General features: G+C 72.1%; 26 protein-coding genes. 15 read left to right on the forward strand and 11 right to left on the reverse strand.

What is annotated here, in order from left to right; genetic code table 11:
* The first annotated feature begins 452 nt into the window (after window positions 1-452).
* Both ABZS37_RS18295 and ABZS37_RS18300 read left to right on the forward strand, forming a co-directional pair.
* Window positions 453-1,595, forward strand: a complete 1,143-nt coding sequence (locus ABZS37_RS18295; protein WP_355170329.1) for a geranylgeranyl reductase family protein — start codon at window positions 453-455, stop codon at window positions 1,593-1,595.
* Between the two features lie 31 nt (window positions 1,596-1,626).
* Window positions 1,627-2,397, forward strand: coding sequence for an isoprenyl transferase (locus tag ABZS37_RS18300; RefSeq protein WP_354995768.1), 771 nt, complete (start codon window positions 1,627-1,629; stop codon window positions 2,395-2,397).
* Between the two features lie 35 nt (window positions 2,398-2,432).
* Here ABZS37_RS18300 and otsB read toward each other — a convergent pair whose 3' ends face one another.
* The 3 genes from otsB to ABZS37_RS18315 form a co-directional block, all read right to left on the reverse strand.
* A complete protein-coding gene (gene otsB, locus ABZS37_RS18305) occupies window positions 2,433-3,257 on the reverse strand; it encodes a trehalose-phosphatase (RefSeq protein ID WP_355170331.1) in 825 nt (274 codons plus the stop codon).
* Window positions 3,258-3,324: 67 nt separating this feature from the next.
* Window positions 3,325-3,678 carry a hypothetical protein gene (locus ABZS37_RS18310; protein WP_355170333.1) on the reverse strand — a complete coding sequence of 118 codons (354 nt, stop codon included), beginning with the start codon at window positions 3,676-3,678 and terminating at the stop codon, window positions 3,325-3,327.
* Between the two features lie 162 nt (window positions 3,679-3,840).
* The gene (locus ABZS37_RS18315) at window positions 3,841-4,284 is read right to left on the reverse strand and encodes an XRE family transcriptional regulator (RefSeq protein ID WP_355170335.1); all 444 of its coding nucleotides are present in this window, start codon (window positions 4,282-4,284) and stop codon (window positions 3,841-3,843) included.
* 264 nt (window positions 4,285-4,548) lie between these two features.
* Between ABZS37_RS18315 and ABZS37_RS18320 the strand changes: the two genes are divergently transcribed.
* The 6 genes from ABZS37_RS18320 to ABZS37_RS18345 all read left to right on the forward strand — a co-directional run bounded on the left by ABZS37_RS18320 (window position 4,549) and on the right by ABZS37_RS18345 (window position 9,886).
* Window positions 4,549-4,893, forward strand: coding sequence for a hypothetical protein (locus tag ABZS37_RS18320; RefSeq protein WP_354995764.1), 345 nt, complete (start codon window positions 4,549-4,551; stop codon window positions 4,891-4,893).
* A gap of 31 nt (window positions 4,894-4,924) precedes the next feature.
* Window positions 4,925-5,260 (forward strand): hypothetical protein, encoded by a 336-nt coding sequence (locus tag ABZS37_RS18325; RefSeq protein WP_074316807.1) that lies wholly within the window; start codon window positions 4,925-4,927, stop codon window positions 5,258-5,260.
* A gap of 413 nt (window positions 5,261-5,673) precedes the next feature.
* Entirely contained in the window at window positions 5,674-7,089 is a 1,416-nt protein-coding gene (locus tag ABZS37_RS18330; protein WP_355170337.1) for a PhoH family protein, read from the forward strand.
* Window positions 7,090-7,366: 277 nt separating this feature from the next.
* On the forward strand, window positions 7,367-8,044 hold the full coding sequence (locus ABZS37_RS18335) for a lytic transglycosylase domain-containing protein (protein WP_355170339.1): 678 nt from the start codon (window positions 7,367-7,369) through the stop codon (window positions 8,042-8,044).
* A gap of 114 nt (window positions 8,045-8,158) precedes the next feature.
* Window positions 8,159-8,812, forward strand: a complete 654-nt coding sequence (locus ABZS37_RS18340) for a rhomboid family intramembrane serine protease (RefSeq protein WP_355170341.1) — start codon at window positions 8,159-8,161, stop codon at window positions 8,810-8,812.
* Window positions 8,813-8,917: 105 nt separating this feature from the next.
* On the forward strand, window positions 8,918-9,886 hold the full coding sequence (locus ABZS37_RS18345; RefSeq protein WP_355170503.1) for an NAD(P)/FAD-dependent oxidoreductase: 969 nt from the start codon (window positions 8,918-8,920) through the stop codon (window positions 9,884-9,886).
* Window positions 9,887-9,931: 45 nt separating this feature from the next.
* Here the strand turns inward: ABZS37_RS18345 and ABZS37_RS18350 are convergent, their stop codons facing one another.
* Window positions 9,932-10,633, reverse strand: a complete 702-nt coding sequence (locus ABZS37_RS18350) for a TetR/AcrR family transcriptional regulator (protein ID WP_355170343.1) — start codon at window positions 10,631-10,633, stop codon at window positions 9,932-9,934.
* A gap of 141 nt (window positions 10,634-10,774) precedes the next feature.
* On the opposite strand from ABZS37_RS18350, the gene ABZS37_RS18355 reads away from it, so the two are divergent.
* On the forward strand, window positions 10,775-11,689 hold the full coding sequence (locus ABZS37_RS18355; protein WP_355170345.1) for an NAD-dependent epimerase/dehydratase family protein: 915 nt from the start codon (window positions 10,775-10,777) through the stop codon (window positions 11,687-11,689).
* A gap of 54 nt (window positions 11,690-11,743) precedes the next feature.
* Here ABZS37_RS18355 and ABZS37_RS18360 read toward each other — a convergent pair whose 3' ends face one another.
* Both ABZS37_RS18360 and glpX read right to left on the reverse strand, forming a co-directional pair.
* On the reverse strand, window positions 11,744-12,682 hold the full coding sequence (locus ABZS37_RS18360) for a DMT family transporter (RefSeq protein ID WP_355170505.1): 939 nt from the start codon (window positions 12,680-12,682) through the stop codon (window positions 11,744-11,746).
* A 29-nt stretch (window positions 12,683-12,711) separates the two neighbouring features.
* Window positions 12,712-13,743 (reverse strand): class II fructose-bisphosphatase, encoded by a 1,032-nt coding sequence (glpX, locus tag ABZS37_RS18365; RefSeq protein ID WP_355170347.1) that lies wholly within the window; start codon window positions 13,741-13,743, stop codon window positions 12,712-12,714.
* Window positions 13,744-13,901: 158 nt separating this feature from the next.
* Here glpX and ABZS37_RS18370 point away from each other — a divergent pair, with 158 nt between their 5' ends.
* Both ABZS37_RS18370 and ABZS37_RS18375 read left to right on the forward strand, forming a co-directional pair.
* Window positions 13,902-14,711, forward strand: a complete 810-nt coding sequence (locus ABZS37_RS18370) for a DUF4245 family protein (protein WP_355170349.1) — start codon at window positions 13,902-13,904, stop codon at window positions 14,709-14,711.
* A gap of 206 nt (window positions 14,712-14,917) precedes the next feature.
* The gene (locus ABZS37_RS18375; protein WP_355170351.1) at window positions 14,918-15,769 is read left to right on the forward strand and encodes a hypothetical protein; all 852 of its coding nucleotides are present in this window, start codon (window positions 14,918-14,920) and stop codon (window positions 15,767-15,769) included.
* A 43-nt stretch (window positions 15,770-15,812) separates the two neighbouring features.
* On the opposite strand, the gene ABZS37_RS18380 is transcribed toward ABZS37_RS18375, so the two are convergent.
* Window positions 15,813-16,034: an exodeoxyribonuclease VII small subunit gene (locus tag ABZS37_RS18380; RefSeq protein ID WP_354995755.1), complete on the reverse strand. Its 222-nt coding sequence runs from the start codon at window positions 16,032-16,034 to the stop codon at window positions 15,813-15,815.
* 45 nt (window positions 16,035-16,079) lie between these two features.
* Window positions 16,080-17,252 carry an exodeoxyribonuclease VII large subunit gene (xseA, locus tag ABZS37_RS18385; RefSeq protein ID WP_355170353.1) on the reverse strand — a complete coding sequence of 391 codons (1,173 nt, stop codon included), beginning with the start codon at window positions 17,250-17,252 and terminating at the stop codon, window positions 16,080-16,082.
* Window positions 17,253-17,506: 254 nt separating this feature from the next.
* Between xseA and ABZS37_RS18390 the strand changes: the two genes are divergently transcribed.
* A complete protein-coding gene (locus tag ABZS37_RS18390; RefSeq protein WP_355170355.1) occupies window positions 17,507-18,493 on the forward strand; it encodes a 4-hydroxy-3-methylbut-2-enyl diphosphate reductase in 987 nt (328 codons plus the stop codon).
* A 40-nt stretch (window positions 18,494-18,533) separates the two neighbouring features.
* Window positions 18,534-18,968, forward strand: coding sequence for a hypothetical protein (locus ABZS37_RS18395; protein ID WP_355170357.1), 435 nt, complete (start codon window positions 18,534-18,536; stop codon window positions 18,966-18,968).
* Between the two features lie 27 nt (window positions 18,969-18,995).
* Here ABZS37_RS18395 and ABZS37_RS18400 read toward each other — a convergent pair whose 3' ends face one another.
* Window positions 18,996-20,159, reverse strand: coding sequence for a DNA recombination protein RmuC (locus ABZS37_RS18400; protein ID WP_355170359.1), 1,164 nt, complete (start codon window positions 20,157-20,159; stop codon window positions 18,996-18,998).
* A 54-nt stretch (window positions 20,160-20,213) separates the two neighbouring features.
* Between ABZS37_RS18400 and ABZS37_RS18405 the strand changes: the two genes are divergently transcribed.
* Window positions 20,214-21,053, forward strand: coding sequence for a hypothetical protein (locus ABZS37_RS18405; protein ID WP_355170361.1), 840 nt, complete (start codon window positions 20,214-20,216; stop codon window positions 21,051-21,053).
* Window positions 21,054-21,122: 69 nt separating this feature from the next.
* Here ABZS37_RS18405 and ppc read toward each other — a convergent pair whose 3' ends face one another.
* Both ppc and ABZS37_RS18415 read right to left on the reverse strand, forming a co-directional pair.
* Complete coding sequence (gene ppc / locus ABZS37_RS18410) at window positions 21,123-23,909, reverse strand: phosphoenolpyruvate carboxylase (protein WP_355170363.1); 2,787 nt, start codon at window positions 23,907-23,909, stop codon at window positions 21,123-21,125.
* 128 nt (window positions 23,910-24,037) lie between these two features.
* A complete protein-coding gene (locus ABZS37_RS18415) occupies window positions 24,038-25,051 on the reverse strand; it encodes a hypothetical protein (protein WP_355170365.1) in 1,014 nt (337 codons plus the stop codon).
* 84 nt (window positions 25,052-25,135) lie between these two features.
* Here ABZS37_RS18415 and ABZS37_RS18420 point away from each other — a divergent pair, with 84 nt between their 5' ends.
* A complete protein-coding gene (locus ABZS37_RS18420; RefSeq protein WP_355170367.1) occupies window positions 25,136-26,176 on the forward strand; it encodes a S66 peptidase family protein in 1,041 nt (346 codons plus the stop codon).
* Window positions 26,177-26,180: the final 4 nt, after the last annotated feature.

A 26,180-nucleotide genomic window follows, 5' to 3' on the forward strand; every position in this document is an offset into this window, starting at 1 on the left:
CTTCCGATCTCCCGCCCCGCCCCGCCCCGCCCCGCCCCGCCCCGCGCCCCGCGCCCCGCGCCCCGCGCCCCGCGCCCGGCGCCCGGCGCCCGGCGCCCGGCGCCCGGTGCCGTCGATCATGGAGTTGTGGTGGGGGATGAAAGTGGCAAATATGGGTGCACCGGGCACCACAACTCCATGATCGGCGCGGCGGGGCGGGGCGGGGCGCGGCGCGGCGGGGCGGGGCGCGGCGGGGCGTGGCAAGGGCGCGGCGGGCTTGGGGATCGGTTGGTGTGGGTGGGCTGGTGCAGGATGACGGGTGGCGCCGGTCACAAGGGTTCGGCGTTGAGTGGCACAGGCGGGTCGTCGGGCGGGCGGGTCGTCGGGCGGGCGGGAATGCGGCGCCCCACCGGATAGCAGTGACCGGGCGAGGCGGGAACGACCGATTCGCATCGGACGGAGGGAGGCGCGCGGTGGGCGACGAGTTCGATGTGGTGGTGGTGGGAGCGGGGCCGGCCGGGGCGGCCGCCGCGCTGACGGCGCGCCGGGCGGGCGCCAGCGTGCTGCTGCTGGACCGGGCCGACTTTCCCCGGGACAAGGCGTGTGGCGACGGAATCGCGGCGCACTCGGTGGACGTGCTCGCCGAGCTGGGGGTGACCGAGGCGGTGGCAGGCTACGCGCCGCTGCCCGCGTTACGCATGATCGCGCCGGGTGGCGGCGCGGTGGCCCGGGCGCTGCCCCGACCCGCGTACACCGTGCCCCGGGAGGTCTTCGACGCGCGGCTGGTGGCGGCCGCCGTGGCGGCCGGCGCTGAGCTGCGGCGGCACACCGTGCGCCGGGTCGACCCGCGCGCCGACCGGGTGGTGCTCGACGGGGAGTTGTCCGGCCGGGTGGTGGTGGGCGCGGACGGCGCCGGGTCGGTGGTGCGTCGAGCGCTCGGCCACCCGCAGAACCCCGACCGGCACCTGGCGCTGGCCATCCGGGGGTACGCCCCGGCGCTGCCCGGCCCGTCCGAGCAGCTCATCGTCACCTCGGAGGCGCGCTGGCCGGCGTACGCCTGGTCGTTCCCGATCGGTGACGGACGGGCGAACGTCGGGTACGGGGAGGTGCTGCGCGGTGAGCCGCTGAGCCGGGCGTATCTGCTGGACCGGCTGGCCGCGCTGCTGCCCGGCACCGACCTGGCGACGGTGACCGCGTTGCGCGCCCATCACCTGCCGTTGTCCACCCATCGGCCGACACCAGGTCGGGGGCGCACGCTGCTGGCCGGGGACGCGCTGTCGTTGATCAATCCGTTCACCGGGGAGGGCATCTTCTACGCGCTGCTCTCCGGTGTGCTCGCCGGTGCGGCGGCGGCCCAGGCGCCCGAGGGGGCCGCCCGCCACTATGCCGACGGGCTGCGTCGCCGCCTCGGCACCCACCTGCGGCACAGCTCGGTCGCCGCCTGGTTGGCGCGGCGGCGCCGGGTGGTCGACGCGGCGGTCCGGGCCGCCCGTCGGGACGACCGGGTGTTCCATGACGTGGTCGAGCTGGGATTGGGTGACGGGCGTCTCACCGCTCGCACTCTGGCAATGATCGGCATCGGTCTGCCCGGCGGGGATGGGGCTCCGAGGCGATGAACTGGCTCAAGGGTCGCTACGCTGCTAGGTGATGACGCTGCGGAACCTTATCTACTCCGTGTACGAGCGCCGGCTCACGGCGAAGCTGGCGGGTAAGCCGGTGCCCCGACACGTCGGGGTGATGTGCGACGGCAACCGCCGGTGGGCGCGGGAGATGGGCTTTGTCGACCCGAACGACGGGCACCGGGTCGGCGCGGCAAAGATCAAGCATGTCCTCGGCTGGTGTGACCAGGCCGGCGTCGGGCACGTCACCCTCTATCTGCTGGCCACCGACAACCTGCGCCGTCCGGCCAGTGAGCTGGACCCACTCCTCAAGATCATTGAGGACCTGGTGGTGGAGCTGGCGGAGGAGGGCAACCCCTGGCGGCTGCGCATCGTCGGGGCGCTCGATCTGCTGCCGGCGCAGACTGCCGCTGCTCTCAAGGGTGCCGAGGAGCGCACCCGCGAGCGCACCGGCGGCGCGGAGGTCAACATCGCGGTGGGCTACGGCGGTCGCCGGGAGATCACCGATGCGGTCCGCTCGCTGCTGCTGGAGCACGCCGCCGCCGGCGGCACCATCGAGGAGCTGGCCGAGGTGCTGGACGTCGAGCACATCAGCGAGCACCTCTACACCCGCGGCCAGCCCGACCCCGACCTGGTCATCCGCACCAGCGGCGAGCAGCGGCTGTCCGGCTTCATGCTCTGGCAGTCCGCACACTCGGAGTTCTACTTCTGCGAGCTCAACTGGCCGGACTTCCGGCACATCGACTTCCTGCGCGCACTGCGCTCGTACGCCACCAGACAACGCCGCTACGGCGTCTGAGCCGGCGGCGACGCGTCTGTCGCCGCCAGGCGCGGTCAGGGCAGGTGGGTCAGTGCCCGGGTGAGGAAGTCGCCCAGGGCGGCCGGGGACTCGATCGTCAGGTCGGCGGCGTTGGCCACCTCCTGGCCGGTCTCCGGGTTGGCGACGGCCACGCAGACGCCGAGGAAGTCCGGGTCGGCGGCGGCACGGGCACGCAGCGCGGCAAAGGCCTTGATGTCCGAGACGTCGTCGCCGAAGTACCAGGCGCCGGTGGCGCCCTTGATCGCCTCGCCGATCACCATGCCCTTGTCCCGGTCGACTGGCGGCTTGAGCTCCAGCACCATGCGCCCGGCCTGCACCCGCAACCCCAGCCGGTCGGCCTGCGCCTGCCCCCACTGCTGCACGGTCGAGCCGAGCTGCGGAGCGGTACGCCAGTGCAGCGCGACGGAGAGCCGCTTGTACTCGACCAGCGTGCCGGGCGGCAGCTCCGCCCGGGCCAGGTCGGTCAGCTCCACCATGGTCGGCACCCAGGGCAGCGCCGCCGGCTCGGTGACGGTCTCCCCGCCCGAGTGGCTGTGCTCCAGCCCGTAGAGGCCGTAGAGGTCCACGCCGACGAGCCCGCCGAGCTGATCCCGGAGGAACTCGACGGGTCGGGCGGAGACGATCGCGACCCGCTGCACGATCGGGGCCAGCGCCTCGATCGCGGCCAGCGCCTTGGGCGCCGGGCGTACCGCGGTCGGATCGTCGTCGACGGGCGCAAGCGTGCCGTCGAAGTCGAAGAAGAGCACGGTCCCGGCCGCCCGGCTGGCGGTGGTCCGCCAGGCCTGGTCGGCATTCAACGGGGTCCTCGGCTGCTGACTGCCCAGATTCAACGGCGACACGCGCGTCAGCGTACCCCGGCGATGGAGGCTCATTCCTGGCCGAGTGGACCCGTTCGACGGTACGCGATCAGCGTTCGGCGGCTCCTCGTCCGCGGCGGCCGAACGGCACCACCGCCGCCTCCTGGCCATGGCTCAACAGGTAGCCCTCCACGAACCCGGTGTTGCGATCGCCGGTGTGGTTCTCGATCTCGTTGAGCCGTGCCACCAGGAACTCGGTGAGCGCGCTGAGCCGGTCGTTCAGACGCTCGTGCAGTTCCGCGACGACGGCCAGGATGACCGCGGTGGCGGCGGTGATGAGCACAACGAGGTTGACGAGCAGCGGAAGCTGCCCGCCATCGACCGCGAGGGTCACTGCGTTTCCGGTCGCCCACAGTGTCACCGACACCGTCGCGACCACGACTGCCAACCACTTCAGGGTCATGGACAGACCCCTCCTTTTGTCCCGCAGGGCTGGGTTCGGCCTTGTCCCGTCCCCCCGCCGATGACGAGCCCAAGCAGTACGAATAGGGACGCTAGCGTGCCCGTTCCGGCCCCGGAGGCAAACGAATGAACCCGACCAGGCGTTCTTTCGCCATCTGAGGAACTACCCTGCTTGATTGCCCCTTTTTCGGACATCGACCGGCAACGTTGGGCGGTAAGCGAGATATCGGATGGTTTCGCGGATGTGGAACTTCTCCGCGTCCGACACGTTCGGATCGACCAGGCGGCGCAGCAGTGCCTCCACGTCGGGGTCCATCGGAGGGGCCGGCTGGCCGGTGCGAGGGCTGGCCGCGGTGCGGTCCCAGCCGAGTGCGGCGAAGGCGGCGGCCGGGTTCAACCCCAGGCCCTCGCAGAAGGCGACCACCCGTTCGGCCTCCGGGTCGCTGGCCCAGTCGCCCCGGACCCACCTGTTGATGGTCTGCCGGGAGACGCCGGTGCGCCGGGACACCTCGGTGCCACTCCAGGCCCGGGTCGCCCGTGCCTCGTCCAGGGCGCGCCGGACGAAGGTGGCGAAGGCGATCTTCCGCGCATTGGCCGTCTCGGTCACCCCGTGACGGTACGGCCAGCCGGGTGCGAGTGCGCGCCCCGGCTCGCCACTGTCACGCAGACGTGACGGGTTATTCGGATTTCCGGTAAACGATCCAGTGCCACTGTCGAGGGGTGTCACGCGGGCAGAATAGATGCCCTTAGTGGCAAACGTAAGCGGACGAAAAGCTGATACTGTCACGCCCATGGGACAATCTACGGTGTGTCACGTGCATGAGACGATTGGTGCTCACATGCGTCACGCCCCCGGTGCCAAGGGGGTGTGGTGACCGAGCTCGCCACCCGCGCCCAGGCCTTCGGGCTGATCGCCGAGGGGGTGGCCGCGGGGCTGACCGCTCCCTGGCGCCTCTACCTCGCCCGAGGCTGCCGCTACCTGTCGCTGAGCGTCGGCGACCGCGCCGAGTGGAACGCCTGGCGTACCCATCTCGGCTGCCCGGAGCTGAGCGTCCGGGTCTACGACGCCGGCGGCGAGATCCGCCGATCCTCGGTGGCCGAGATCGTGCTGGACGGCTGCCGGATCAGCGTCGAGCTGGTCGAGGAGGTCAGCACCGACGACCTGGACCGGCTGCTCGTCGCGGATCCCACCACGATCGAGCCGGAGGAGCGATGACCTGGCGTCCGAGCTGGGCCGGAGCTGCCCGATGAGCCCATTCCTCGCGGTGTTCCTCGTTCTGGTGCTCGGTGCCACCAGCTACGCGGCCGGTCGTTTGCACGGGCAGCTCAGCTACCGCATCGGCTACCGCTTCGGTTACCGGCAGGGCTACTTCGACGGTGATCGGGGCGCCTGGAACCGGCGTCGACGCGACGCCCAGGCGGCGATCGCCTCGGCCCTGTCGGTCTCCCCGGCGGGTGTCGTCCGCTCCGCCGGCACCGTCGCCCGCCCCGGCACCACGTACACCGGCTCGTCGTTCACCGCGCCGGCCGCCCCGATCACCGGGCGGCACCCGACCGGCACGCTCGTCCGACGTACCGGCTGAGGTCGGTCGGCGGGCGAGGGCCCGCCGGCCGGCGCCACGAGCGCGGTGCGTCGTCCGCGGCGGACACGCACCGTCGGGGTCACGTCAGACCGGTGACGGTGGCCCCGCCGGCCGGGATGCGCGCAGGGGGCATGCATCCCGGCCGGCTCCGCCGTGCCCGCCGCCGGGCTCCGTGACGGTGCGGGCCCCGGCGAAGCGGTGTTTTCACGCCCGTCTTCGGAGATCCACGTTCGTCCTCTAGCCGGGAGGGTCCGGCGCGGCTAGCGTCTAGGCATGGCACGGGGTTCTCCCGAGCCAGCCGGTCCGCCCGGATCTGCGACCTCGCGCACGGGGTTCCGCATCCGACCCCGTGTCCCCGGGCACCGGAGGAGGCGGAACACGGGTGGCGGGTGCCCATCCGTCGGAGCAGGCCTGTGACGACTCGCCGTACCACCGCCGGTGCCGACCAGACCCCGGCCGCGACTGCCACGACCCGCCGCGCCACCAGGGGCCGCCGCACGGCGGCCGCCGCGCCGGCCGACCCCAAGGAGCCGCGACCAGCCGGCCAGGCCTTTGTCCTGGACACTTCCGTGCTGCTCTCCGATCCGGCGGCGTTTCACCGGTTCGCGGAGCACGAGGTGGTGCTGCCTCTGGTGGTCATCACCGAGTTGGAAGGCAAGCGGCACCATCCGGAGCTGGGCTGGTTCGCGCGGCAGTCGCTCAGGATGCTCGACGACCTGCGGGTCCGGCATGGCCGACTCGACCGACCGGTGCCTGCCAACGACGTCGGCGGCACACTGCGGGTGGAGCTCAACCACACCGACGACGGCGTGTTGCCGCCCGGGTTCCGCACCGAGAGCAACGACGCCCGGATCCTCTCCGTCGCGCTCAACCTCGCCGCCGAGGGGCGGGAGGTGACCCTGGTCAGCAAGGACATGCCGCTGCGGGTCAAGGCGGCCTCGGTGGGCCTGCGGGCCGACGAGTACCGCCACGGTCAGGCCAGCGACCCGACCTGGACCGGCATGTCCGAGCTGGATCTGGGCGAGGAGCAGATCGGTCGGTTGTACGCCGGCGAGACGCTCGACCTCGACGAGGCGGCCGGGCTGCCCTGCCACACGGGCCTGGTGCTGCACTCGGCCCGTGGCTCGGCGCTCGGTCGGGTGCTGGCGGACAAGTCGGTCCGGTTGGTCCGGGGCGACCGGGAGGCGTTCGGGCTGCACGGCCGCTCGGCCGAGCAGCGGATCGCTCTCGACCTGCTGCTCGACGAGGCGATCGGGATCGTCTCGCTGGGCGGCCGGGCCGGCACCGGCAAGTCGGCGTTGGCGCTCTGCGCCGGGCTGGAGGCGGTGATGGAGCGCCGCCGCCACAAGAAGGTGATCGTGTTCCGTCCGCTGTACGCCGTCGGCGGCCAGGAGTTGGGCTACCTGCCGGGCTCGGAGTCGGAGAAGATGTCGCCCTGGGCCCAGGCGGTCTTCGACACGCTCGGCGCGGTGGTGCACGAGAACGTGCTGGAGGAGGTCACCTCGCGGGGCATCCTCGAGGTGCTGCCGCTGACCCACATCCGGGGGCGCAGCCTGCACGATGCCTACGTGATCGTGGACGAGGCCCAGTCGCTGGAGCGCGGGGTGCTGTTGACCGTGCTGTCCCGGATCGGGCAGGGCTCCCGGGTGGTGCTCACCCACGACGTGGCCCAGCGGGACAATCTGCGGGTCGGCCGGCACGACGGGGTGACCGCTGTCATCGAGGCGCTCAAGGGCCATCCGCTCTTCGCTCACGTCACGCTCAGCCGTTCGGAGCGGTCGCCGATCGCCGCGATGGTCACGGATCTCCTGGAGGACATCCCGATTTAACGGTGCCTATGCGGGCTTTTGTCCGCATTTTAAGTGTGGCACAGATCACAAAGAGGCTGGTTGGTTTCCCATCAGCCTCACTGTGCGCAATCGTGTCCCACGAGCGTCCACGCACCACGGGAATCGTTGGTGATCGTTCGTCACGAGACGGGCGACATCGGCGGCGGTCGGTGCGTCGGCGCGACCGGCAACCGGTCGGGGCGCTCGTGGCACGGCTGACGGCCCGCCTGTGGCCCGCACCGCGCCGCGTCCTTGCCCCCGACGAAGGGACCACTTCGTGAGTCGGCTGTGGAGCCGGTTGGGCGCCCGTACGGCTGCTGTGGCACTGCTCTCCGTGGGCGTAGCCGGCGGCTTCTACCTGGGCGAAGACCGGGAAACCCAGCAACAGGGCCTGACCGCGCAGGTCGGCGTCGAGGTCGATCGGATCGATCTTGCCTACCAGCGCGATCGGCAGGCCTCCCACCAGGTGAAGTTCGCCCAGCAGCGGGCCGCCGAGTACCAGGCCAAGCTGCGCGCGGCACAGGCCGCCAAGGAAGCCGCCGAGCGGGCCCGCAGGGCCGAAGCCGCCGCGGCGTCCCGTAAGCGCGAGCGTGCGGCGGCCAACGCGCCCGCCAAGCCGTACGACGGGCCGATCCCGGCGTCCTGCACCGAGTACAGCGGCAACCGGAAGACCGGCTGCGCCATGATGATCGACGCGGGCTTCGGCATCGCCGAGTTCCCCTGCCTGGAGAAGCTCTGGACCAAGGAGAGCGGCTGGAACCACAAGGCCAACAACTCCTCGTCCGGTGCGTACGGGATCCCGCAGGCCCTGCCGGGCAGCAAGATGGGTTCCGTCGCCAGCGACTGGCGGACGAACCCGGCCACCCAGATCAAGTGGGGGCTGGGCTACATCAAGGGCAGGTACAAGACGCCCTGCGGTGCCTGGGGTTACTTCCAGAACAACGGCCACTACTGACGGCTTCGACGGCGGGGCGGGTGGCGACCACCAGCCCCGTCGTCGCGCGTACAACCGTCTGTTCCGACGGGACGCGAGTGGCGGTCGGCGACTTTTGCTGATAGCAGTTGGGGGGTGACCCTGCACCCGTCAAGCGGCGACCCCCACCGGTTCGGCACCGAGGCGTTCTACGCCGCGCTCGGCCGGGCGTTCGTCGCGATGTGCGCGGTGATCCCGTTCCTCTTCCTCATCGAAGCCGTCGATCAGGGGCTCGCGTTCGGCCTGGACGCCACCGCCGGCATCATCCCGCAACGCATCGACGGGCTGGACGGGGTCTTCTTCTCCCCGTTCCTGCACCACGGCTTCGACCACCTCTACAGCAACAGCATCCCGCTGATCCTGCTGGGCACCTTCGTCCTGGCCGCCGGCGCCCGCCGGTTCCTCTGGTCGACCCTCATCATCATCCTGGTCAGCGGGCTCGGCGTGTGGTTCACCGGCTCGCCCAACTCGGTGGTGGTCGGTGCCAGCGGCGTGATCTTCGGCTACCTGGGCATCCTGCTCACCCGGGGCATCGTCGAGCGCAGCTGGTGGAACTTCGCGGTCTTCCTGCTGGTCGGCCTGCTCTACGGCTGGCAACTGGTCGGCATCCTCCCCACCGACGAGCGGATCTCCTGGCAGGGCCACCTGTTCGGGCTGCTCGGCGGGGTGGTGGCGGCGATCCTGTTCCGTCGCCGTCGGCCGGCCCTGGATGGCCCGGACTACTCGGGTTCCACACTCAGCCTGCCCTGACCAATTCCTCGGCGCGCCTCTGGGACGTGCTTGCCCGACCGCTGCCACCCGCCTACCGTCTAGATCAGCAAGCGTTGATCCGTGAGCGGAAAGCGACGGTACGCCATGCGCGAGGTCGACATCGCCGTGATCGGGGCCGGTCCGGCTGGCCTCTTCGCCGCGTACTACGCAGGGTTCCGGGGGTTGTCGGTGGCGGTGATCGACGCGCTGCCGGAGCCGGGCGGTCAGGTCACCGCCATGTACCCGGAGAAACTGATCCTGGACGTGGCCGGCTTCCCGGCCGTCAAGGGCCGGGATCTGGTGGCCAACCTGGTCGCTCAGGCCGCCCCGTTCAACCCGCAGTACCTTCTCGGCACCCGTGCCGAGAAGCTCTCGTACGCCGATGACCGACCGGTGCTCGGCCTGGCCGGCGGCGAGCAGCTCGGTTGCGGCGCGGTCGTGGTCACCGGCGGGCTTGGCAGCTTCAGCCCACGACCGCTGCCGTGCGCCGACGGCGCCCCCGGCACGGGGATCGTCTACTTCGTCACCGCGCCGGCCGAGTTGACCGACCGGGACGTGCTGATCGTCGGCGGCGGCGACTCTGCCTTCGACTGGGCGCTGGCCCTGCAACCGTTGGCCCGTTCAGTGACCCTGGTGCACCGACGGGAGAAGTTCCGGGCGCACGCCTCGACGGTCGCCCGCGTGCTGTCGCTGCCGGTGCGGGTGGTGGTCAACGCCGAGGTCACCCGGCTGATCGGGGACGGCACGGTGACCGGCGCCGAGGTGACCGTGCGCGGCGGCGCGGCCGAGACGCTGCCGGTGGACACCGTGGTGGCGGCCCTCGGCTTCACCGCCGACCTGGGCCCGCTCGCCGAGTGGGGGCTGCGACTGGACCGCCGGCACATCCTGGTGGACAGCGCCATGGCGACGAATCTGCCCCGGGTCTTCGCGGCTGGCGACATCACCGAATACCCGGGCAAGGTCCGGCTGATCGCCACCGGCTTCGGCGAGGCCGCGACGGCGGTCAACAACGCGGCGGTGGCCATCGACCCGAGCGCCCACCTGTTCCCCGGGCACTCCTCCGACGCCGGCTGAGCGCCGGTATCGGTGCCGCCGCGCCGACCGTGGCGTCGGCTGCGGTCAGCGCGGTGGGGGCAGACCGATCAGGTCGGCCAGCAGCCCGACCTGGTGGTCGAAGTACGCGTCCCGGTGCGCGACGGTCCGGTTGAGCCGGCCGAACAGCTCGAAGCTGATCAGCCCGAAGAGCTGGGTCCAGCCGGCCATGCCCCGGGCCAGCAGGGCGGGGGGCAACCCGGGAAAGAACGCGTCGGCCAGCTCGGTCAGGTCGGCGTGCAGCTGGGGCGGCAGCTCATTGGCGGGCGGCGGGCTGAGCAGGCCGTCCTCCAGCCCTTCTCGGAGCAGGCCGACCAGGGTCAGCGGGGGGCGCTGGGCCGGGCCGACGGTGTCGTCCGGGGCGGCGTACCCGGGGACCGGGCTGCCGTAGAGCAGCGCGTATTCGGCGGGATGGGCGAGCGCCCAGTCCCGCGCCGCCCGACAGACCGCCTGCCAGCGGGCGCGGAGGTCGAGCCGATCGGTGGCGGCAACGGCCGCCGCCTCCACCGCGTCGCCGAGTGCGTCGTACGCCTCGATGATCAGCGCGGTGAGCAGGTCGTCCCGGCTCGGGAAGTAGCGATAGATGGCCGACGAGACCATGCCCATGTCCCGGGCCACCGCGCGCAGCGAGAGGTTCGCGCCATCAGTGGCGAGGTGCTGGCGGGCGACCGCCTTGATCTCGTCGAGCATTTCGGCGCGGACCCGGGCGCGGATCGAGGAAGCGGGCATGGGGACCAGTCTGCCACGGTTCGGAGCGCCAATCCAAAAAGAGAGCACCGCTCTTGACGGCTGTGGTGGTGGCGGGCCATGCTGGGTGAGCACTTCGAGAGCACCGCTCTTGTTTCGTATCTCTGCTCCCAAGGAGTTCCCATGGCACTGCACGTGATCGTCGGCACCGGCCCGGTCGGCACCGCGACCGCCCGCCTTCTCGCCGACCGAGGTGAGCGGGTCCGGGTGATCAGTCGCAGGGGCGCCGGGCCGGAGCACCCGGCCATCGAACGGATCGCCGCCGACGCCGCCGAGGTCGACCGGCTCAGCGTGCTGACCGAGGGCGCGCAGGCGCTGTACAACTGCGCGAACCCGGCGTACCACCGCTGGCCCATCGACTGGCCCCCGCTGGCCGGTGCGCTGCTCGCCGCCGCCGAGCGGTCCGGAGCGGTGCTCGCCACGGTCGGCAACCTCTACGGGTACGGGCCCGTCGACGGCCCGATGACCGAGCAGACCCCGCCGTCGGCGACCGGCATCAAGGGGCGGGTACGCAACCAGATGTGGGACACCGCGCTCGCCGCCCACCGGGCCGGTCGGGCGCGGGTCACCGAGGTACGCGGCTCCGACTACGTCGGCGTCGGCGGCACCTCACTGGCGATGATGGTGCTGCCCCGGGTGCTCGCCGGGCGGCGGGTCTTCCTGCCGGTCGACTGGGACGCCCCGCACACCTGGACGTACATCCCGGACGTCGCCCGTACCCTGGTCGCCGCCGCGACCGACCCGGGGGCGTGGGGACGGCTCTGGCACGTGCCGAGCGCTCCGGCCGCACCGATGCGTGAGCTGGCCACCCGGGCGGCGGCGCTGGCGGGCGCACCCGCGCCGCGGCTGACCCGGATGCCCTACCCCGTGCTGTGGCTGGGCGGTCTGGCCAACCCGTTCGTGCGGGAACTGCGGGAGACCGCGTACCAGTTCGACCGGCCGTTCCTGATGGACTCCGCCGCCACCGCCGCCCTGGGCGTCGAACCGACCCCGCTGGAGGACGCGCTCACGGAGATCGTCGCAGCCCTGCGCCGCTGAACCGCCCGTCACCGTCGTCCGGCTCGCCCGCCGTCCACCCCGCCCGCTGGTGGCTCAGCGGCGGGACGGCGGGGCGAGCGCGGCGACCAGCACGGCCACCATCGTCAGCGCCGCCCCGAGCAGGGTGTTCAGGCCGAGGTTCGAGGCCGCGGTGGGCAACACCAGGTCCAGCAGGACCGCGCCCACGATCTGGCCGGCGATGGTGGCCAGACCGAGCAGCAGCACACCCGTGAAGCGCACGATCGCGGCGGCGATCGCGATGAACACGATGCCGATCGGGCCACCCAGGTAGAGCCACGGCTCGGTCGGCAGGTGACCGGTGGGCCAGCCGCGTACCGCGATGTCGATCGCGAACGCGACGAGCAGGGTGACCGTGCCCACGGCGAAGTTGACCAACGTGGCGGTCAACGCGCTGTCGGCCGCCGCCCGGACCCTGCCGTTGACCGCCTGCTGCCAGGCGATGCCCACCCCGGCGAGCAGGGGCAGCAGGGCCAGCGCCAGGGTGCCCGGGTCACCGAGCCGGTCACCAACCGCCAGGACGACCGCGAACACGGTGAGCACCGCACCGGCCAACCGCTGCGGGGTCACCGGCTGCCGGCCCGTCGGCCCGATCCCCGCCCGGTCCACGGCGAGGCTGCTGCCGGTCTGGCCGGCGACCACCGCCACCGTGAAGACCGCCACACCCAGCGAGCCGATGGTGAGCCCCTGGGTGGCCACCAGGAACGCCCCGCACATCCCGCCGAGGCACTGCCACGGCCGCAGCGCGCCCGCCGCCAGAGCACGCCGCGTCGCGGCCAGGCCACGCCGTCCACCGGGGGTGGCGGGCACCAGCACCAGGAGCACCAACAGGCCGAGGCCGAACGAGACCACCGCGGCGGCGAAGCCGTCGGCCAGCCGTACCCCCAACTCGCCGTTGATTCGAGACTGCACCGCCACCGCGACCCCGGAGACCGATGCCAGCGCGACACCGGTGATCCGGCGGGTGGCCGACAGGACCTGCGGGACCGCCGTGTCGGTGGCGGTCACTCCTGTTCGTCCAGCGGACGGCCGTCGAAGTCGACCGCCGAGTAGAGCGCCAGCTTCTCCAGCCGGTGGTACGAGTCGATCACCCGGATGGTGCCGCTCTTCGACCGCATCACAATCGACTGGGTGTACGCGCCGCCGGCCCGGTAACGCACCCCGCGCAGCAGATCCCCGGAGGTGACACCGGTCGCCACGAAGAAGCAGTTGTCCCCGGTGACCAGGTCGTCGGTGCCCAGCACCCGATCCAGGTCGTGCCCGGCGGCGAGCGCCTTCTCCCGCTCCTGCTCGTCGCGCGGCCAGAGCTTGGCCTGCATCGCACCGCCCATGCACTTCAGCGCACAGGCGGAGATGATGCCCTCCGGCGTGCCGCCAATGCCCATCAGCACGTCGACATCCGACTCGCCCCGGGCGGCCGCGATGGAGCCCGCGATGTCGCCGTCGGAGATGAAGCGGATGCCCGCCCCGGTCCGGCGAATCTGCGCGACCAGGTCGTCGTGGCGGCTCCGATCCAGCACGCAGACCGTCACCTCGGAGACGTCGGTGCCCTTGACCTTGGCGATCCGGCGCAGGTTTTCGGCCACCCCGGCGTTGATGTCCACCACATCGGCGTACGCCGGCCCGACCGCGAGCTTCTCCATGTAGAAGACCGCGCTGGGGTCGAACATCGCACCCCGCTCGGAGACGGCGAGCACCGCCACGGCGTTCGGCATGCCCTTGCTCATCAGGGTGGTGCCGTCGACCGGGTCAACGGCCACGTCCACCTCCGGGCCCGTCCCGTCGCCGACCTGTTCGCCGTTGAAGAGCATCGGGGCGTTGTCCTTCTCGCCCTCGCCGATCACCACCACGCCGCGCATCTGGATCGAGTTGATGAGCTTGCGCATCGCGTCGACGGCGGCCCCGTCGCCGCCCTCCTTGTCGCCCCGGCCAACCCACCGACCTGCGGCCATCGCCGCGGCCTCGGTGACCCGGACCAGGTCGAGGGCGAGGTTTCGGTCGAGATCCTGTGGGATCCGCGTCCTGGTGTTCGTCATTACGCTGCTCCTCCTCGCGACGGTGCGGGGACGGCCGGTCGCAGGGCGGTCCCTGCTGCCGGCTTTGTCGCTGATCCTCACACGATCGCCGACCGGGCATCGGCGCGGGGCGGTGATGGCCCGGATACCGCCGGTCGGGCGGCTGCGAAGATAGAGGGGTGGAACCCGCACAGCCAGCCGACCGCGTACCCGCCGACCGCACGCCGCCCGACGGTCAGCCGCCGGTCGACGTCCCCACCGGCCCCGGTGGTGAGTCCGCCGCGACCGATCCGACGCCGGCCGCCGGCGAGCCGGCCCTGGTTTCGTCCGGCCCGGCGACAGCCCCGCCGGTGGACGAGCCAGCCCTGGTTTCGTCCGGCCCGGCGACAGCCCCGCCGGTGGACGAGCCGGCCCGGAACCAGCCCGACGGCACCGCGCGGGCCGGGGAGCGGCCGGCACCACCGCCGCGGGCGGAATCCGCCAAATCCGAGCGGTCGCCGAAGGACATGGCGATCTCGCTGCTGGTGCTGCTTGTCCCGATCGCGCTGCTGCTGGCGTTCTACCGGGGGTTTCTCGGCGGCGATCAGGCCGCGACCGTCGATCCGGCCCCCGCGATCGAGCAGGCCCGGTCGGCGAACGTCTTTCCGGTGAGCCAGCCGCAGGGGCTCGGCTCCGACTGGTTGACGGTCAGCGCCCGCTATCAGACCGTCGAGGACGGCGCGAACCTGCGGCTCGGCTACCTCACGCCGGAGGGACGGGGCGTTCAACTCCTGCAGAGCAGCGTCCCGGCGGAGCGGCTGCTTCCCGCCGAGCTGACCGACCAGGGCCAGCCGCAGGGCACCACCGAGTTGGCCGGGCGCACCTGGCAGCTCTACACGGCGCGGGGGAACCAGCAGGCGCTGGTCCTGCTGGAGCCGACCCGCACGGTGATCGTCGTCGGTGATGCCCGGGACAACGAACTGCGCGAACTGGCCGGCTCGTTGCGCTGACGGGCCCGCCGATCGGCGGCCCCTGATGGCGAAAATTGGGCAACCAGACAGAAGGGTGATTGTCCGACGCGTCGACAGGGAACAAAGAGGGAGCGATCCGGGCGCGCTGCTCGGCCCGGATCGCGCGGCGCAGCCGACGGTGCTGCTGCGTCGCCGGAGTTTCCGGCGCCGTCCAGGTCGTCGGGTGACCCTCTTGGGAGACACGTATGACTGTTCGACGACTCAGCGCCGGCCTGGTAGCCGCCGCTCTGATCACGCCCGCCCTGGCCGCCTGCGCCAGCGGTGGAACCGGCACCGCCGGATCGACCGCGTCCCCGACGGTGACCGCGTCCGGCACGGCGAGCCCGTCCGGCGGCGCGCCGGTGGCGGGCGACGCCAAGCAGGCCCTGCTCGACTCCACCAAGGAGATCAGCAACGGCAACTTCCGGTTCACCCTGGCCGGCGCCGGCTCGACGGCGGAGGGGCAGGTGCACCAGCCGAGCCAGAGCGCGGCGATGAAGTTCGCCATCGGCGGCCCCTCGTCCGACCTGGCGATGAAGCTCGACGTGATCCACTTCAAGCCGGACAGCTGGGTGAAGCTGGAGCTGACCGGCCCCACCGCCGACAGCCTGCCCGCCATCAAGCAGCTCAACCTCGGCAAGTACCAGCACCTCGACCAGGCCCGGATCAAGGGCAACCGCAATCTCGGCTTCGACTTCGACAAGGTCGACCCGGCCGGCAGCGCGGTGCTGACCCAGGGCATCACCGAGGTTCGCAGCACCGGCACCGGCACGTACGCCGGCACCATCGACGTCACCAAGGCCGCCGAGGCGGGCTCGTTGAACGCTGCCACGATCGCCGCGCTGGGCACCCAGGCGAAGACGGTCCCGTTCACCGCGAAGGTGGACCCGCAGGGCCGCCTCAGCGAGCTGGTGCTGCAGCTGCCGGCCGCCGGGCAGGCCGCCGCCCAGGAGATCCGGATGACGTACTCCGACTACGGTGCCGCCACCGCCGCCCAGAAGCCGCCGGCGGACCAGGTCGTCGAGGCGCCGGCCGAGCTGTACAGCCTGTTCAACTGACCGTCGTACGTGGGTGGGGCGGCTCCGGCCGCCCCGCCCGCGGTCAGGAAGCGGGCTCCTGCCGGGCAGCGTCGATTCGCGCCCGCGCACCGTCCAGCCAGCGTTGACAGATCACCGCAAGCTTCTCCCCGCGCTCCCAGAGCGCCAGCGACTCCTCCAGGGACGTGCCGCCGGCCTCCAGCCGTTCGACCACCGAGGCCAGCTCGGCGCGGGCCTGCTCGTAACTGAGCCGCTCGTCCGGCCCGGCCTTCGTGTCGTCAGTCATCGCGTCCATCTCAGCACATCGCTCCCCAGGTCACCGCGTCGCCACTCAGCCGTCCACCGTCGCGGCCAGCTCGCCGTCGGCCAGCCGTACCCGCAACGGGTCGCCCTTGCCCACCTCCGCTGCCACCCGGACCACGTGGCCGTCCGCGCGCTGCACGATCGCGTACCCCCGGTCGAGGGTGGCGGCGGGGGAGAGTGCGCGCAGCCGGGCCAGGGTGTGCCGCAGGTCGTCGTCGGCGGCGGCGAGTCGATGCTCCAGGCAGCGGCCGGCCCGCTGGCGCAGCGCGGTCAGCTCGGTCGCCCGATGCTCCACCATCACCTGAGGTCGGGCCAGCACCGGCCGGGAACGCAGCCCGTCGAGCCGATGCGTCTCCCGGTCCACCAGGTTGCGCACCGCCCGTTGCAGCCGCGAACGGGCCTGGCCGATGAGGCGTACCTCCTCGGTGAGGTCGGGGACGACCCGCTTGGCCGCGTCGGTCGGGGTGGAGGCACGGACGTCGGCGACGTAGTCGATCAGCGGCGCGTCTGTCTCGTGGCCGATCGCGCTGACCACCGGCGTACGGCAGCCGAACACCGCGCGGCAGAGCGCCTCGTCGGAGAAGGGCAGCAGGTCCTCGATGCCACCGCCGCCCCGGGCGATGATGATCACATCGATGGTCGGGTCGGCGTCGAGCACCTTGAGCGCGTCGACGATCTGCGGCACCGCGGACGGGCCCTGCACGGCCACGTTGACCGTGCGGAACTCCACCGCGGGCCAGCGCCGCCGGGCGTTGGTCAGCACATCCCGCTCCGCCGCCGACGCGCGACCGGTGATGAGCCCGATCCGACCGGGTAGGAACGGCAGTCGGCGCTTGCGGGAGCGGTCGAAGAGCCCTTCGGCGGCGAGCAGCTTCTTGAGCTTCTCCAGCCGGGCCAACAGCTCTCCGAGCCCCACCTGTCGGATCTCGTCGGCGCGCAGGCTCAGCGTGCCCCGGGCGGCGTAGAACTCCGGTTTGGCGTGCAGCACCACGCGGGCGCCCTCGCGCAGCTCCGGTGCGCCGGCGTCCAGCACGTCCCGGTTGGTGGTGACGGTCAGGCTCAGGTCGGCCGACGGGTCACGCAGGGTGAGGAAGACGGTGCTGGCCCCGGGACGGCGGCTGATCTGCGCCACCTGCCCGTCCACCCACACCCAGCCCAGCTTGGCGATCCATGCCCCCACCTTCTGGCTGACCACCCGCACCGGCCAGGGCTCCTCAGCGCTACTACTCCCGCTGCCCCCGCCACCCCCGCTGCTCCCCGCCCGCGCCCCATCCCCCCGCGCCCCACCACCCGTGCTCACCCACCCACCCTACGGACCCTCGCGGTGATCAAGAGGTTTGCGTCACCCCCGGGCGCGTTTCTGACGCAAACCTCTTGATCACCCGGGCCGTCGCCTGGGGGCGTGCGTGGGTCGCGGGCTCTGCCGGGGGGAGAGCCGGCACGTACGATGGGCGGGTGACTGAGGCTGAGGCGACTCCACGGACCGGCAAGCGCGTGCTCCTGGCCAAGCCCCGCGGCTACTGCGCGGGTGTCGACCGCGCGGTGCAGACCGTCGAGGAGGCGCTGAAGCTCTACGGTGCCCCGATCTACGTGCGCAAGCAGATCGTGCACAACAAGCACGTCGTGCAGACCCTGGAGGCCCAGGGCGCGATCTTCGTGGAGGAGAACGAGGAGGTGCCGGAGGGCGCCACCGTCATCTTCTCCGCGCACGGCGTGGCTCCCGAGGTCTACGAGCAGGCGAAGCAGCGCTCGCTGAAGGCGATCGACGCGACCTGCCCGCTGGTCACCAAGGTGCACCACGAGGCGAGGCGGTTCGCCGCGGAGGACTACGACATCCTGCTGATCGGCCACGAGGGGCACGAGGAGGTCGTCGGCACCGCCGGTGAGGCCCCCGCGCACATCCAGCTGGTGGACGGCCCGGACGACGCCGACAAGATCACCGTCCGCGACCCGGCGAAGGTCGTCTGGCTTTCCCAGACCACGCTCTCGGTCGACGAGACGCTGGAGACGGTGGCCCGGCTCAAGCAGCGCCTGCCGCTGCTGCAGTCCCCGCCCAGCGACGACATCTGCTACGCCACCTCCAACCGGCAGCATGTGGTCAAGGAGATCGCCGCCGACTGCGACGTGGTGATCGTCGTGGGCTCGACGAACTCCTCCAACTCGGTCCGCCTGGTCGAGGTCGCCCTGGACGCGGGCGCCCGCGCCGGTCACCTGGTCGACTTCGCCCACGAGATCGACGACGCCTGGCTGGAGGGGGCCACCACGGTCGGCCTGACCTCTGGCGCGAGCGTCCCGGACGACCTGGTCCAGGAGGTGCTGGTCCACCTCGCCGCACGGGGCTTCGCCGACGTCGAGGAGATCACCACCGCCAACGAGCGGCTCACGTTCTCGCTTCCGCAGGAGCTGAGGCGGGACATGAAGGCCGCCGCGGCGCGCGGCTGAGCATGGGAACGAACTCGGCCCGGCGTACGTCAGATTCGGCATGAGGATCTTTCGGCTCGCCGTTCCCGCGCTGGCCGTCTGCGTGGCGTTGAGCGCCTGCGGCAGTCAGGACGCCGGCGGCGGCACACCCACACCGACCCCGTCGGGAGCGCAGCCGGCGACCAGCCAGCCCACGCCCGACCCGACCGCCTCGCCATCGACCGTCGACCCCACCCCGCCATCAGGCCCGAAGACCGGGAAGCCGGGCGGCCCGAGTACGCCCCCAGGTGTCGGGAACACCAGCCTGACCGGCACGGTGCAGAGCGGCGTGGAGCCCAACTGCGTGCTGCTCGACGGTTACCTGCTTCTCGGCGGCCCGCGTGACGTGCTGATGCCGGGTGCGCGGGTCGAGGTCACCGGTCGGGTGGAGCCCGACATGATGACCACCTGCCAGCAGGGCACCCCGTTTGTTGTGTCGAGCGCCAGCCGGTCCTGACCATCCGCTGGTGGGTTGCGTGGTGGTCTAGCGGGCCGAGACCTCGTCGTCGGCCGGATCGACCAGCTCGGGTGCCTGCGGCTGTCGGGGCGTCAACTCGACCTGCGGGGGCGTGGCCAACGTCTGGTCCGAGACGCCCAGCTCGGCGAGCTTGCGGGCGCTGACCAGCACCCGGGCCTCCAACGAGCCGACCGCCCGGTTGTACGCCGTCACCGCACCGGCCAGCGACGACCCGAGCTTGCCCACGTGGTCGCCCAGGGTGGAGAGCCGGCCGTACAGCTCCCGGGCCAGGGTGTGCACCGCGAGCGCGTTGCGGGCCAGAGCTTCCTGCCGCCAGGAGTAGGCGACCGTCCGAAGCAGGGCGACCAGCGTGGCCGGCGTGGCCAGCACCACGTTGCGGGTGAAGGCGTGCTCCAGCAGCGTCGGGTCACGCTGGAGCGCGACGTCGAGGAACGGATCGGCGGGGACGAACAGCACCACGAACTCCGGTGAGTTGTCGAACGCCGACCAGTACGACTTGGCGGCCAGGGCGTCGACGTGCCCCCGCAGGTGTCGGGCGTGCGCGTCGAGGTGGGTGTCCCGGCCGCGCTCGTCGCGGGCCTCCATGGCCGTCAGGTACGCGTCGAACGGCGCCTTGGCGTCCACCACCACCGATCGGCCGCCGTGCAGCCGGACCACCAGATCCGGGCGGACGACCTGCTGGTCGGTGGCGGCGGTGACCTGCTCGGAGAAGTCGCAGTGCTCCAGCATCCCGGCGGCCTCGACGATCCGGCGTAGCTGGTGCTCACCCCAGCGGCCCCGCACCTGTGGCGCCCGCAGCGCCGCCACCAACTGCTTGGTCTCGGTGCGCAGCTCACCGGAGACCGCGCTCATCGACCGGACCTGCTCGCGCAGCTCGGCGTACGCGTCGACCCGGTCGTGCTCCAGCTCGGCCACCCGCTGCTCGTAGCGGTGCAGGGTTTCGTGCAGCGGCGCGACCGCCCGGGCCACCGCTTCCTGGGACTGCGCGGTGGCCTCGTAGCTCAAGGCCCGCATGGACTGCTCCAGCCGGCCCTCGCCCTCCCGGGTGGCGGTCAGGGTGGCATCGAGGCGTGCGATGTCGGCCGCCGACCGGGACGTGGCCGCGAACCAGCCCACCGCCACGCCAGCGCCGAGGCACACGATCACCAGGAGCAGCGTCGAGACGTCCATCACCGGAGCTTGCCAGACGGATACGACGTGCGAGCCGGGGGTACGTTCGATGACATGGAACTTGTGCTCTGCCTTGCCGTCGTGGTGGTCGGCGCGTTGGGCGCCTCGGCGCTCATCCGGGCCCAGGCCACCGCCCGCCGGCGCACCGAGCTCGGCGACGCCCGCGCGGAGGCGCAACGGTGGTACGAGCGCCTCGGCGGCCAGTTGATGAACCTGCAGGGTGACGAGCCGGCGGTACGCCAGGCGCTGGCCGACGCCGGTGAGCGGTACAACGCGGCGGGCTCGCAGTTGGAGCAGGCGCGCACGCCGCACCAGTTCGGGCTGGCCCGGGAGACCGCGCTGGAAGGGCTGGCGTACATCCGGGCGGCGCGTACCGCGCTGGGCATCGATCCGGGCCCCGAGGTGCCGCAGTTGGCCGCCGCCCGCGGCGTGGGGCAGCTCACCAAGGAGCGCGAGGTCGACGTGCAGGGGCAGACCTTCCGGGCTGGCCCGCAACCCGGCCGGGAGACGCCCTACTACTACCCCGGTGGGCGTTATCAGGGCCGGCCGGTGCCGGCCGGCTGGTATTCGACGCCGTGGTGGAAGACGGCGCTGGGCGCCGGCGCCGGGGTGCTCGGCGGCATCCTGATCGCCGACGCGCTGTTCTCGCCCGCCTTCGCCGACCCCGGGTACGGCTACGACGAGGGCTACCAGGAGGGCTTCGGCGACGGCGTCGATCAGGGCGGGGACGGCGGCGACCAGGACTTCGGCGGCGGCGACCAGGGTGGTGACGGCGGCGGGGACTTCGGCGGTGGCGACTACGCCGGTGGTGACTTTGGCGGTGGTGACTTCGGTGGCGGTGGCTTTGGTGGCGGGGACTTCGGTGGTGGTGACTTCGGTGGCGGCGACTTCTGATCGTCGCTGAACGACCTGCGAAAACAGGCCCCGGTCGTAGTGACCGGGGCCTGTTTTCCGTTCCGCTGATCAGCCGGTGTTGCGCATCCCGGCGGCGATGCCGTTCACCGTGGTGAGCAGTGCCCGCTCCAGGGCGGTGCCGTCGCTCGGGGCACGTCGGCCGCCCGGCGCGGTGGCCACCGCCCGTCCGGCGGCACCCGACTCCCGGTACTGCCGCAGCAGCGCCACCTGGAGGTGGTGCAGCGGCTCCAGGTAGGTGTCCCGCACGGCCAGGGTGCGCTGGAGCACCGGCGAGTTTTCCAGCAGGGCGGGCGAGGCGGTCACGGCCAGCACCTCCCGCTTGGTCAGCTCGTACTCCCGCTCGATCTGCTCGAAGATCGGGTGCAGCTTCTCCGGCACCAGCGTCTCGACGTACCGGCGGGCGATGCTCAAGTCGGTCTTGGTCACCATCATCTCGACGTTCGACAGGAACGTGCGGAAGAAGTGCCAGTTGCGGTGCATCTCGGCCAGCACGTCCGCCAGCCCGGCCTCACGGGCGGCGGCCAGCCCGGAGCCGACGCCGAACCAGCCCGGCACGATCTGCCGGGTCTGCGTCCACCCGAACACCCACGGAATGGCCCGCAGACCGGACAGGCCCGCGCCGGTGTTCGGGCGCTTCGCCGGCCGGGAGCCGATGTTCAGTGCGCCGAGCAGTTCGGTGGGGGTGGACGCCCAGAAGTACGCCGGCAGGTCCGGGTCCTCGACGAGCGACCGGTAGGACTGGTACGCCGATTCGGAGACCACGTCCATCGTCGCGTCCCAGCGTTCCAACATCTCGGCCGGCTGCCGAGGTGCGGTGTGCAGCAGGGTCGCCTGGAGCACGGCGGCGAGGGTGAGCTCCAGGTTCTCCCGGGCCAGTGAGGGCAGGGTGTACTTGTCGGAGATCACCTCACCCTGCTCGGTCACCTTGATCGCGCCGTCCAGCGTGCCGTACGGCTGGGCCAGGATCGCCTCGTGCGTCGGCCCGCCGCCGCGCCCGACCGTGCCGCCTCGACCATGGAACAGCCGCAGGTGTACGCCGTGTCGGGCGGCCACGTCGCGCAGGGCGCGCTGCGCCCGGTGGATCGACCACTGGCTGGTGGTGATCCCGGCCTCCTTGTTCGAGTCGGAGTAGCCGAGCATGACCTCCTGCACGTCGCCTCGGGCGGTCACCAGCGCGCGATACGCGGGCAGCGACAGCAGCTCGTCGAGCATTTCGCCACCGGCGTTCAGCTCGGCCGGGGTCTCCAACAGCGGCACGAACCCGACCCGGGCCCGCCCACTGTGCACGTCCACCAGGCCGGCCTCGCGGGCCAGCACCACCGCGGCCAGCACGTCGTCGACGCCCAGGGTCATCGAGATGATGTACGACTCGATGACCTCGGTGCCGAACCGGTCCTGTGCCTCCCGGATGGTGCTGAACACGTCGAACGTCTTGCGGGCCGGCTCGGACAACGCGGTGTCCACCGTGGACAGCGGACGGCGGCCGGTCAGCTCGTCGGCGAGCAGTTTGGTGCGCTCCAGCCGGCTCAGCGCCGGGTAGTCGGAGACCTCACCGACGGCCTCGTAGAGCTGGGCGAGCACCGTGTGGTGCGCCTCGGCGTGCTCCCGTACGTCCATGGTGGCCAGGTGCAGGCCGAACGCGGAGACCGTACGGATGGTGGAGGCCAGCCGGCCGACGGCGGTGAGCTGCCCAGCGTTGCGGGCCAGCGAGGCGCGCAGCAGATCCAGGTCGGCGATCAGCTCGGCGGAGCCCCGGTAGTCCCGGCCCGGCACGTGCGCGGTGCCCTGGCGCAACCTCTGCCGGGTGTTGGCGAGCTTCGCCTTCACGCAGCGTGCCTTGAGCCGGTACGGCTCCTCCGCGTTGACCCTGCGGAACCGGAGCGCGACCTCGGGCAGCGCGTCCAGGTCGGTGGCGAGGCTGGCGGAGAGGTCCAGCGACACCCCGCGCAGCCGGCGGGAGACCGAGACCTCGTTGATCAGGTGGTCCATCGCCTTCTCGGTGGCCGCGATGCCGTGCTCGTGCTGGATGGCCAGCACGTCACGGGTCACCGCCGGGGTGACGAACGGGTTGCCGTCCCGGTCGCCGCCGATCCAGGTGCCGAAGCTCAGCGGGCGGGCCGTCGGCGAGGTTTCCACGCCGAGCGTGCGCAACGTGTCGGCCAGGTCGTCGAGCACCTGGGGGGCGGCCTCGGCGTACAGGTCGCGCAGGTAGTAGATGGCGTTGCGGGCCTCGTCGGTCGGGTCCGGCCGGTCCAGTCGCAGCTCGTCGGTCTGCCACATCAGGTCCAGCAGTTCGGCCAGCCGGCGGTTCGCCGGGCCCTCGTCGCTGGCGCCGTAGAGGATCGCGTTGGCGGTCTCGGTGTCCAACTCGTCGGCGATTGCCCGCAGCTTGGACAGGATCGAGCGGCGGGCCGCCTCGGTCGGGTGGGCGGTGAAGACGGGCCGGACCGCCAGCCGACGGGCCGCGTTGGCGATCTCCTCGGCCGGCACCCCGCGCTCGGCGATCATCTTGGCCGCCTGGTCCAGCCAGCCGCCCTGCACGGCGCGGCGGCGGCGCAGGTCCCGCGCGCGGTGCACCTGCTCGGTGATGTTGGCCAGGTGGAAGTAGGTGGAGAAGGCGCGGGCCAGCTTCGTGCCGGTGGTCACGTCCAGCCCGCCGAGGCGCTGGGCGGCAGCCGGGGCGTCGGTGCGCACCTGGGCGCGGATCTCCTCGACGAGGTCGAGCAGCGGGCGACCCTCCTGGCGGGCCAGGGTCTGCCCGAGCAGGGTGCCGAGCCGGCGGATGTCGGCGCGCAGTGCGGCGTCCGGGCCGTCGTGGTCATGCTGGTCGGTCACGATGCGCTCCTTACGTGAGTACGAAGGACAGCGCTGTCCGACTCCCTGGATCGTATCCGCGCGGGGCCGGGTGGCAGGAGGGGCTCTCCCGATGGCGCGCCGTGACGCGGAACACCTCGGAGATCAGCTCAGGTCTCCCGGCGGGCGGGCGCACGACGGCCGCGGACCAGAGTCGCGCCGAGCAACGCCACCAGGCCCAGCGCCGCCCAGAGCGCGAGCCCGGTCACCGGCCAGCCGATCGAGCGCCGGTCGAAGTACACCGCCGACTTGATCAGGTCGGTGGCGAGCCCGGGCACGTTCCACCGGTGCATCCCGCGCAGCCAGGTGGGCAGGAACTCGGGGGCGTAGATGCCGCCGGAGCCCGGGTTGCCGAGCACGACCAGCAGCAGGATGACCAGCCCGGTACCGAGCACGCCCAGCCAGCCCTGAACCGCTGCGGCGACCATCGCGGCGGCGAAGACGGCCAGCATGCCGGTGCCGGCGATGGCCGGGACGTCGTGATCCCAGACGTCCAGCACCGGCCCGACGATCACCGCGCCGACGATGCCGAGCACCACGCTGTACACCGCGAGCGCGCCGATCCGCAGGCCGGCGCGGCGCAGGGTGCGCGGGGCGGTGCCGACGGAGATGCCGAGCACGGTCGAGGCCAGATAACCGCCGAGGACGTACCCGATGGCCAGGTAGAACGGCACCAGTCCGCGCGGGTCGCTGCCGGCCACCGGCACCTCATCGGTCACCCGCAGCGGCATACCGGCCTGCTGGGCGGCGCTGGTGAGCACCTGGATGACCAGGTCGGTGGCGGCCGGGGCGCTGGCGCTGGCGGTGGTCAGGACGAGCCCGCCGTCGGGCGCGGAGCCGAGCACCGCGTACACCTCACGGCTGGTCAGGCCGTCGTCGGCAGCGCCCGGGTCGTCGTACTCGATGGGCTTGATCTTGTGGGTGCGCTCGCGGACGGCGGCCAGGACGGTGCGCGCGGGCTGGTCGCCCATCGCCACACCGACCGGCACATCGCGGGGGTTGGGCTGGTGCAGCGCGCCGACGTAGGCGGCGATGAACGCGGCAGCCAACACCAGGGTGCCGAGCAGCAGGCCGGCGGTGCGGGGCAGGGAGTCGCGTACCCCGACCTCCGGCGCCTCGTCCACCAGGCCAGCCTAGGGCGGTATTCGCCCTGCTTGCGGCGTTTCGCCGGGCGGTAATTCGCTGGCACCGACCACTACCGTCTGATCATGGACGTGCCGCGATATCCCACCAAGCCGAAGCCGGGCGACCGGGTCGCCATCGTGTCGCCCTCCGCCGGCCTGCCGGCGATCTTCCCCCACGTGTACGAGTTGGGGCTGCGCCGGCTGCGCGAGGAGTTCGGCCTGGAGCCGGTGGAGTATCCGACCACCCGGGTCCTGGGGGCGGACCCGCGCGACCGCGCCCGAGACCTGACCGCAGCCTTCGCCGACCCGAGCATCACGGCGGTGCTCGCCACGGTCGGCGGGAACGACCTGATCACGGTCACTCCGTACCTCGACGACGACGTGCTGCGCGCCAACCCCAAGCCCTACTTCGGCTACTCCGACAACACCAACGTGCTCAACCACCTGTACCGGCTGGGCATCGTCGCGTACCACGGTGGGTCGGTGCTGGTGCACATCGGCCGGCCCGGCTCGCCGCACGCGCTGACCTTCGACTCGCTGCGCGCCGCCCTCTTCACCACCGACTGGTACGAGTTGACGCCCGCGCCCGAATGGGGTGACCGGCCGAACCCCTGGACCGAGCCGGAGACGTTGGCCCATGAGCCGGAGATGCTGCCCGGCGAGGGTTGGCGCTGGCAGGGGCCGGCGCGGGTGGTGCGGGGGCGCACCTGGGGCGGCTGCCTGGAGATCCTGCACTGGCTGATGGCCACCGACCGGGTGCCAACCGCCGACGAGTTGGCCGGATCCGTGCTGATCTTCGAGACCTCCCAGGAGATGCCCAGCGCCCAGGAGGTGTTCCGGATCGTGCGGAACATGGGGGAGCGGGGCCTGCTCGCCGCCTTCCCGGCGATCGTCGTCGGCCGCCCCAAGGCGTGGCACTTCGACAAGCCGCTGTCGGTGCCGGAACGGCTGGCCTGGTGCGAGGCTCAGCGGGAGGCGATCACCCGCGCGCTGGCGTCGTACAACCCGGACGCGGTGGTGGTCTTCGACGTCGACCTCGGCCACACCGACCCACAGCTGATCATCCCGTACGGAGGGGAGATCCGGGTCGACGCCGTCGAGCGCCGGATCGCGGTGCGGTACTGAGGGT

Origin of the sequence: Micromonospora sp. NPDC005413, from assembly GCF_040606435.1 — a bacterium.
In the GTDB taxonomy this organism is placed as follows: domain Bacteria; phylum Actinomycetota; class Actinomycetes; order Mycobacteriales; family Micromonosporaceae; genus Micromonospora.

Excerpts from the sequence above, each read along its gene's own strand:
- ABZS37_RS18380 (WP_354995755.1), bottom strand. The coding sequence starts at position 16,034 with ATGACTGACGACACGAAGGCCGGGCCGGACGAGCGGCTCAGTTACGAG.
- ABZS37_RS18345 (WP_355170503.1), top strand. The coding sequence starts at position 8,918 with ATGCGCGAGGTCGACATCGCCGTGATCGGGGCCGGTCCGGCTGGCCTC.
- ABZS37_RS18395 (WP_355170357.1), top strand. The coding sequence starts at position 18,534 with ATGAGGATCTTTCGGCTCGCCGTTCCCGCGCTGGCCGTCTGCGTGGCG.
- ABZS37_RS18310 (WP_355170333.1), bottom strand. The coding sequence starts at position 3,678 with ATGACCCTGAAGTGGTTGGCAGTCGTGGTCGCGACGGTGTCGGTGACA.
- ABZS37_RS18300 (WP_354995768.1), top strand. The coding sequence starts at position 1,627 with ATGACGCTGCGGAACCTTATCTACTCCGTGTACGAGCGCCGGCTCACG.
- ABZS37_RS18405 (WP_355170361.1), top strand. The coding sequence starts at position 20,214 with ATGGAACTTGTGCTCTGCCTTGCCGTCGTGGTGGTCGGCGCGTTGGGC.
- ABZS37_RS18350 (WP_355170343.1), bottom strand. The coding sequence starts at position 10,633 with ATGCCCGCTTCCTCGATCCGCGCCCGGGTCCGCGCCGAAATGCTCGAC.
- ABZS37_RS18420 (WP_355170367.1), top strand. The coding sequence starts at position 25,136 with ATGGACGTGCCGCGATATCCCACCAAGCCGAAGCCGGGCGACCGGGTC.
- ABZS37_RS18325 (WP_074316807.1), top strand. The coding sequence starts at position 4,925 with ATGAGCCCATTCCTCGCGGTGTTCCTCGTTCTGGTGCTCGGTGCCACC.
- glpX (WP_355170347.1), bottom strand. The coding sequence starts at position 13,743 with ATGACGAACACCAGGACGCGGATCCCACAGGATCTCGACCGAAACCTC.
- ABZS37_RS18375 (WP_355170351.1), top strand. The coding sequence starts at position 14,918 with ATGACTGTTCGACGACTCAGCGCCGGCCTGGTAGCCGCCGCTCTGATC.
- ABZS37_RS18355 (WP_355170345.1), top strand. The coding sequence starts at position 10,775 with ATGGCACTGCACGTGATCGTCGGCACCGGCCCGGTCGGCACCGCGACC.
- ABZS37_RS18400 (WP_355170359.1), bottom strand. The coding sequence starts at position 20,159 with ATGGACGTCTCGACGCTGCTCCTGGTGATCGTGTGCCTCGGCGCTGGC.